Here is a 7,358-nt window from a genome sequence, read left to right as displayed (position 1 = left end):
GCCACGCCAGCGCGATGAGCGCGACGCCCTCGCGTCGGGGCAGTGACAGCGCCGCCCAGGTCGCGAGCGCCGCGAACGGCGTGGCGCATGCGAAGGCGGCACTCGCGAGGGTGGTTGCGGCGACCACACCGGCAAGCCGCATCACGCGAGTGCCGGGCGGGAGCAAGGTCGCCCGTTCCCGGGAGTCGGCAAGAGGGGAGCGATCAGTCATAGCCCCATTTTCGGCCACCGCCGACACCAGTGCAATGGGCCCACATGCCGGTGATCCTCCCTTCCGATCTGCAACCATGCTGACCTTCGGCGTGCCGACCGCCTCGACAAGCGCGAGGGGAGGCACTTCAATCAACCTCAGAAGACAGCGTGGGCTTCGGGATCGCACGCCACCCTTGGCGATCAGCCTTATCCCGCGGCCGATTGGAAGGAGACCGCAATGCGGCGAGACGCGCTGCTGCCAGCCGTGGCAGCTGCCCTGACCCTCCTCTGCGGCGAAAATGTCGCTGCGAGACCGCTCGCGCTCACGGGAGCCCGGCTGATCGACGGCCGATCAGCCCAGCCGATCCCGGATGCGGTTCTGATAATTGATGGCGATCGCATCGTTGCAGCAGGACCGCGCACGTCGATCACGGTGTCGCCCGATGCCGAGATCCGGGACCAGCAGGGCCGCACGATCATGCCCGGATTGATCTCCGACCACTCGCACGTCGGCATCGTGAAGGGGGCGGATGTTGGCGCCCACAACTACACACGCGAGAACATCCTGGCCCAGCTCAAGGCCTACACGGATCGGGGCGTCACCACCGTCATGGCGCTCGGGCTCAACGGCGGGATCATGCCTGAGATCCGCGCCGAGGCGCACACAGGGCGGATCCCCGGTGCCGACTTGTTCGGTGTCGATCGCGGCATCGGCGTACCGGATGGGGGGCCACCGCAGGCGATGATCCGCGTGAGCGCCGACCAACTCCTTCGTCCCGCCAGCGCCGAAGAGGGCCGCGAGGCGGTCCGCGCCATGAAGGCGCGCGGCACCGACATGGTGAAGCTCTGGCTCGACGACTTCGGTGGATCGGTGCCGGCCAAGATGCAGCCGGCGGTCTATGTGGCCGTGATCGACGAGGCCCATCGGCTCGGCTTGCGGGTCGCCGCGCACGTGCACGACCTGGAGGACGCGCGCGCGGTCACTCAGGCCGGAGCGGATGTGCTGGCGCACGGCGTGCGCGACAAGCCGGTCGACCCGGACTTCGTCGCGCTGCTCAAGGCGCGCAGCACGTGGTACATCGCGACGCTTGCCCTCGACGAGGCGACCTTCGCCTACGCCGATGTACCGGCTTGGGCGCAGGCGCCGTTCGTCCGGATGGCGCTCGCGCCCGACCTCAAGGCGCGGTTCGACGATCCGGTCTGGCGGCGCGAGACGCGTGCGAGTGCGAAGGCGCAGGCCGCTCGCGACTCGCTGGCGATGAACTTGGCAAATCTGAAGGTTCTCCATGACGCCGGTGTTCGGATCGGGTTCGGAACCGACAGCGGTGCGGCGCCCGAGCGCGTTCCGGGTGTGGCCGAGCATCGCGAACTTGCCCTGATGGTTCAGGCGGGCCTGACGCCGATGCAAGCCCTGATCTGCGCGACGGCGCGGGCTGCCGAACTTCTCGGCCTCAGCGATCGCGGCAGCTTGGAAGTTGGCCGTCGTGCAGACTTTCTCATTCTTGCCGCTGATCCATCCGAAGACATTGGCAACAGCTCCGGGATCGTCGAGGTATGGCGGCAGGGCCAGCAGCAGGAGGTGGCCACGACGACGCCGCCGTGAAGGCCTCCCGATCGTCAGCTGGACCGACAACGCGGAGGGATCGGCAACACTGCTTCCGGCCAACCCAAGCTGCGACTTGACTGCGAGTGCGGTGACCGCACACCCGATCGATGGCCACGACATGGTGATGTTGTTGCCAACATTGGCACGTTCGCCTTTTGCCGTCAGGCAGACCTCCGGATCTATAAGGTTGAAGACCTGCAAAGAATCAGGAGTTCGCTTGTCGCTCGTTAGAAGTGCGCAGCTTGGATCACGGAAATAATAATCAATTATCGAACAAAATGTTTTATGTGCGGCTCTCAACATAGACGATGAACGATTTTGCGACCGCGGTGGGCCGGGCATACCTTCTCGCCGACCTACATGCTGCTCGAAACTCAACGCTGTCGCTCAAGCAGTACTCGACGCCGTTCCCTATTTGTGATTGCTAACAACACCGGCCTTCCAAACGAGCCGGAGAGGAACGAGCTCATGGGGATCGGTCGGGTTCTCGCCGGCGCGCTCGGGTGCGCGCTCAGCGTCACGCCTGCTCAGGCACGCATCACAAGCATCGAGATCGCCACCGTCGAGCCGTTTGCTGAGGGCGCGGACTTCGGCTCTGCCGGCTCCTACGAGCGCGTCATCGGAACCGCTCGTGGCGAGCTTGATCCTGCTGATCCAGCAAACGCCGGAATCGTCGACATCGCTCTTGCGCCTCGCAACGCGCGCGGCATGGTCGAGTACAAGACCGATCTGTTCATCTTGCGGCCGAAAGATCCCGCACGCGGCAGCGGCACGCTGCTGTTCGAGGTGTTGAACCGCGGTCGCAAGTTCCTGTTCAACTGGGTGCTCGATGCTCCCGCACAGGCGGCTCAGGCCGTCAACGACCCGAGCAACGCCGCCGATGCCGGCACAGGGCTTGTCCTGCGCCGCGGCGACACCATCGTTTGGGCCGGATGGGAGGCGGACGCGCTGCGCCAGCAAGGCGGCATGGCCATCGACGTGCCGATCGCTTCCCGCGACGGCAAGCCGATCGTCGAGACCGTGCGCGATGAGCTCGTCAACGCGACGCGTGGGCCGCTGGAGGCTCCCTTCTATCTCACCTTCAAGGCGGCCAGTCAGGACAAGGCCGACACGCAGCTGACCGTGCGCCGCCGGGAAGCCGATCCGCCCCGGCCCGTTCCGCCGGAGGCTTGGCATTATGCGACGCCGCGACAGCTGGAACTGCTGCCGAAGGGCACCAAGCCGCTGCCCGGATCGATCTATCAGTTCACCTACCAAGCCACCGAACCGAAGGTCCTCGGCATCGGCTTCGCCGCCACGCGCGATGTCGTGGCCTACCTGCGGGGCGATGCTGCCGGTGGTGCCAACCCGGCAGGCGGAGTGATCCGGCATGCCGTCGCGCTCGGCATCTCGCAGAGCGGGCGCTACCTGCGCGACTTCATCTATCAGGGCTTCAACCGTGACGAAGCCGGGCATCGGGTCTTCGACGGCGTGCTATCGCACATCGCCGGCATCGGTGGCGTTTTCCTCAATGCGCGCTTCGGCCAGCCATCCCGGACGAACACGCAGCACGAGGATCATCTCTATCCGGAAAACGCCTTCCCGTTCTCCGCTACGCGCCAGCACGACCCGGTCACGGGGCGGACCGGCGCACTGCTGCGCAACGACGGCTTCGACCCGCTGCTGATCGAAGTGAATACCAGCACCGAGTACTGGCAGAAGGGTGCCTCGATGCTGACAACGGATCCGCTAGGCCGCAGCGACGTAGCCTTGCCCGCCACGGCGCGTGCCTACCTGGTCTCCAGCGCCTTTCACTATGGGCGCGCCGGACTGACCTCGAATAGGGGCCCCTGCGCGAACCTGCGGAGCACTCTCAATCCGGCCCCCGCCCTCCGAGCACTGCTTGTCGCGCTTGAGGAATGGGTCAAGGACGGCACGACTCCGCCGGAAAGCCGTATCCCGCGCTTGTCGGACGGTACGCTGGTCGAGGCAGCCGCGACCGGCTTCCCCTTCGTCGTCGGTGCGCCGGTCCCCACTGCGCCGAACACGATCGCGCGCTTCAGCACCTACGTCGATCCCCAGCCCGAGAGCGGGCTGCAATACCGGCCGCTCGTGCCGCGCGTCGACGCCGACGGCAACGACGTGGCGGGTATCCGCCTGCCGGCCATTGCGGCGCCGCGCGCCACCTTCACGGGCTGGAACCTCTATGCCGATCCCTTCCCAACTGGCGCCTTGTGCGACCGCGAGGGCAGCCAGCTTCCATTTGCCCGCGCGCGAGCTGAGCGAGAGGCGAGCGGCGATCCCCGGCTTTCGCTGGAGGAGCGTTATCCGGATCAGGAAGCCTATGTTGCTGCCGTGACGAAGTCCGTGGACGGACTGGTCACAGATCGCCTTCTTCTACGCGAGGATGGGGACCGCCTGATCAAAGCGGCACGCCAGGAGACGGCGCAGTAGAAATTCTGGAGCGCATGCCTTCGGTGCGGCTACGCGCCACGAGCTGAAGTTCGGTCCTTCGGCTCACAGAGGCAGATATTCCGTCGGGAGCGGACGTTCGTGGGCTGGGTGTATGGATCACTGCCGCGTAGCAGGGTTGCCGCGAACTGGGCTAGGAATGTGTTCCCGGCAGGGTCCAAGCAGACGGCTCACCCCGCTCCGGGTTGGGCCCGCGCAGGATGTGGCTGACCAGCACAGCCTGCTCGCCCTCCGTCAGGCGCTCTGGCCTGCGACCGGGCGGATCATCGACGAGGTCGGCCAATCCCTTGGTGTTGAAGCACTTGGCCGCATCGCACAGTGACTGCCGCTCGATCTCGGCTGCTCGTGCCGCCTGGGCCCGGCTCATGCCCTCGAGCGCATTGGCCAAGACCAGCATCCGCTGGGCTGTGCGTCGACGCCGTTCCCGTCTCGCCAGACGCCGCAGTTCAGCAGCACTTGCGATGTCGGTCCGGATTGCCACCACCCAGGTCATCCGCGCCTCCTCAGTTCAGAGGCAGCAGAGAATCACGCCGCAGAACCGCTGAAAATCCGCAACGAGTCATCGCTTAACGCTCCGGTTTGACCCCTACGGATTCGAGATGTTCCAAGCCCAATCGGTCGAACGACTCACCGCTACATGGTGCATGAGCTGGTAGATCTGGGCGAACGATCACGGAGCATTCCGGCGTGCACCCCAAAAGGGCAGTCTTGGGGTGCAATGCCTTGGCAGACTGCACTGAGTGCTTGAAGAAAATGGTGCCGCAAGAGGGATTCGAACCCCCGACCCCCTCATTACGAATGAGGTGCTCTACCAGCTGAGCTATTGCGGCTCGATACCGACGCTCCCGGTGGGGCGGTGCGGATCGTTCGGGTGAGGCTCTTAATCGGCCGGATCCGTCTTGGCAAGGCAGGTTGGCGGGGCTGTCTCGGCGCTCCCGCGGATCCGATGCAGGCGTGCCACGGGGCGCGGCCATGTCGCATCCCTGCGGCCGGCTTGCCTTGACGGCCCGCGGGGCGGGCGGAAAGGGTAGGGCTTCCACGCCGGGGACTCGCATGTCGCTGATCGCTCGCCTTCGGGCCTATGCCGCCGATGCCTTCGGCATCGCGCCCCGGGCCGAGGCGGTCGAGGGCGACGACGAGCACCTCGCCGCGACGGCGCTGCTGGTCCACGTCGCCCGTGCCGACGGCGTTCTCGCGCCGGCCGAGGCGGAGCGCCTGGCACGTCTCGTCCAGGGGCGCTACGCGGCGACGCCCGAGGCGGCCGAGGCCCTGATCGCCCGCGCCTCCGCCTTCGACGCCGAGACCCGCGACCTGTCGGTGCTCGTGGAGATGATCGGCCGGGAATCGGACGACGGCGCACGCGGCCGGCTCCTCGCCATGGCCTGGTCGGTCGCCGGAGCGGACGGCGCCGTGGACGAGTTCGAGGAGGCGCTCGTCTGGCGTCTCGGCAAGCTGCTCGGCTTCGACGATGCCGGCATCGCCCGCGCCCGCGGCGAAGGGCTTGCCGAGCGGGCGACGGCGCCGTGAGGGCGGGCGGCCGAGCCGCATGATCGCGAGCCTCACCCTTATCCTGCTTGCACAACTTCTCGGCGAAGTGATCGCCCGCGGCAGCGGACTGCCGATACCCGGGCCGGTCCTCGGGATGGCACTGATGCTCGGCTTCCTCGTGCTGCGCGACCGTGGCCCCGGTGCCGTCCCGCGCCTGCTGCCGCCTCCGCTCGTCGACGGGACGCTGGAGCGCACGGGCAAAGGTCTGCTCGCGAACCTGTCGCTGATGTTCGTGCCGGCGGGTGCCGGCATCGTCGGGCGGCTCGACGTCCTGCGGGCCGAGGGCGCCAAGCTCGCGGTCGTGCTCGTCGTCTCGACGGTCGCGGCGCTCGTCGCCACCGTTCTGAGCTTCCTCGCCGTGCAGCGCCTGATGGGTGCCCGGGCTTCCACCGGGCAGCCGCAGGAGCCCCGCCCGTGACCGGTGAGTTCGCGGTCTGGGTCTATCTCTCCCGGACGCCGCTGCTCTGGCTCACGGTGACGCTCGCGGCCTATCTGGTCGCGGACCGGATCGCGGCAGCCACGCACCGACATCCCGCGGCGAATCCGGTTCTCATCGCCATTGCGCTCACCGGAACCGTGCTGGCACTCACCGGAACGCCCTACGCCACGTATTTCGAGGGCGCGCAGTTCGTGCACTTCCTGCTCGGGCCGGCCACCGTCGTGCTGGCGCTGCCGCTCTACGAGCACCGGGCGACGGTGATGCGGGCGCTCGTGCCGATGCTCGCGGCCCTGGCGGTGGGCTGCATCGCGGCGCTCGGCTCGGCGATCGGTCTCGCCGCGCTCCTCGGCATTCCGAGGCCGGTCATCGTGTCGCTCAGTCCGAAATCCGTGACCTCCGGCGTGGCCATGGGCATCGCCGAGACGCTCGGGGGCGACCCGACGCTCACCGCCGTCCTCGTCATGATCACGGGCGTCACGGGCGCGATCCTGGTGACGCCCGTCATGGACCTCCTGCGCATCAGGGACATGCGGGCCCGGGGCTTCGCGGCGGGGCTCGCGGCCCACGGCGTCGGCACCGCCCGCGCCTTCCAGGTGAGCGAGGTCGCAGGCACCTTCGCTGGCATCGCCATGGGCCTCAACGCCTTCCTGACCGCGATCCTCGTGCCGGTCGCGATCGGCATCCTGCGATGAGAGCTATCGTCTCGGTACAACCACTCATCGATTAAGCGGTGGCTGTGCTCCGCCGCCACTTGAAGCGCCGAGGGTTTTCAGTCGATCTTCCGCGCCCGTTGGGGATCACGATTGCAACGGCCGGGGAAGCGACCACCATGAGACCAATCCTTCCGGCCGCCCGCCGATCCGGATGCGGGTGGATACCGGTGATCGGTGCGCGCTCGCGTGTGATCGGGCGCACCAACACCGCGCTGTTCGTACGGTAGCGCTCGAATAGCGGACGCGGCGAGCGTCGAAACTGGCTTGGTGCGAGCATCGTGAAGACGATTGGCGATTTCCACTGGCGGCCTCTCGGACCGAGCTTCGGCCTGGGGGCGGCGCGCGAGGTCTCGGCCGAGGCCGGGGCCACGATCCGGGTCGAGGACGCCGCGCTCCTGTTCCAGGGCCA

Annotated in this window: 6 protein-coding genes and 1 tRNA gene; 5 read left to right on the top strand and 2 right to left on the bottom strand. The window is 67.4% G+C overall.

Annotation, left to right across the window (positions count from 1 at the left end; genetic code table 11):
- The first annotated feature begins 625 nt into the window (after positions 1-625).
- A complete protein-coding gene (locus WDW90_RS33335; RefSeq protein ID WP_336491949.1) occupies positions 626-1,795 on the top strand; it encodes an amidohydrolase family protein in 1,170 nt (389 codons plus the stop codon).
- 471 nt (positions 1,796-2,266) lie between these two features.
- Complete coding sequence (locus WDW90_RS33330; RefSeq protein WP_336491948.1) at positions 2,267-4,231, top strand: alpha/beta hydrolase domain-containing protein; 1,965 nt, start codon at positions 2,267-2,269, stop codon at positions 4,229-4,231.
- A gap of 151 nt (positions 4,232-4,382) precedes the next feature.
- Here WDW90_RS33330 and WDW90_RS33325 read toward each other — a convergent pair whose 3' ends face one another.
- Positions 4,383-4,742 carry a helix-turn-helix domain-containing protein gene (locus tag WDW90_RS33325; RefSeq protein WP_336491947.1) on the bottom strand — a complete coding sequence of 120 codons (360 nt, stop codon included), beginning with the start codon at positions 4,740-4,742 and terminating at the stop codon, positions 4,383-4,385.
- A gap of 261 nt (positions 4,743-5,003) precedes the next feature.
- Positions 5,004-5,079 (bottom strand) — tRNA-Thr (locus WDW90_RS33320).
- Positions 5,080-5,302: 223 nt separating this feature from the next.
- Here WDW90_RS33320 and WDW90_RS33315 point away from each other — a divergent pair.
- From WDW90_RS33315 to WDW90_RS33305, 3 genes are read left to right on the top strand one after another with little or no spacing between them, the layout of a single operon-like run.
- Positions 5,303-5,776: a tellurite resistance TerB family protein gene (locus WDW90_RS33315; protein ID WP_336491946.1), complete on the top strand. Its 474-nt coding sequence runs from the start codon at positions 5,303-5,305 to the stop codon at positions 5,774-5,776.
- A 19-nt stretch (positions 5,777-5,795) separates the two neighbouring features.
- Complete coding sequence (locus WDW90_RS33310; RefSeq protein WP_336491945.1) at positions 5,796-6,215, top strand: CidA/LrgA family protein; 420 nt, start codon at positions 5,796-5,798, stop codon at positions 6,213-6,215.
- A complete protein-coding gene (locus WDW90_RS33305) occupies positions 6,212-6,928 on the top strand; it encodes an LrgB family protein (RefSeq protein ID WP_336491943.1) in 717 nt (238 codons plus the stop codon). Before WDW90_RS33310 ends, WDW90_RS33305 begins: the two co-directional genes overlap by 4 nt.
- Positions 6,929-7,358 lie beyond the last annotated feature (430 nt).

Source organism: Methylobacterium nigriterrae (assembly GCF_037106235.1).
GTDB classification, from domain to species: domain Bacteria; phylum Pseudomonadota; class Alphaproteobacteria; order Rhizobiales; family Beijerinckiaceae; genus Methylobacterium; species Methylobacterium nigriterrae.
This window is presented reverse-complemented; position numbering and strand designations above follow the sequence as displayed.

Bases quoted from the DNA above. Each gene is read 5' to 3' on its own strand.
- WDW90_RS33330 (WP_336491948.1), top strand. From the start codon at position 2,267: ATGGGGATCGGTCGGGTTCTCGCCGGCGCGCTCGGGTGCGCGCTCAGC.
- WDW90_RS33325 (WP_336491947.1), bottom strand. From the start codon at position 4,742: ATGACCTGGGTGGTGGCAATCCGGACCGACATCGCAAGTGCTGCTGAA.
- WDW90_RS33315 (WP_336491946.1), top strand. From the start codon at position 5,303: ATGTCGCTGATCGCTCGCCTTCGGGCCTATGCCGCCGATGCCTTCGGC.
- WDW90_RS33310 (WP_336491945.1), top strand. From the start codon at position 5,796: ATGATCGCGAGCCTCACCCTTATCCTGCTTGCACAACTTCTCGGCGAA.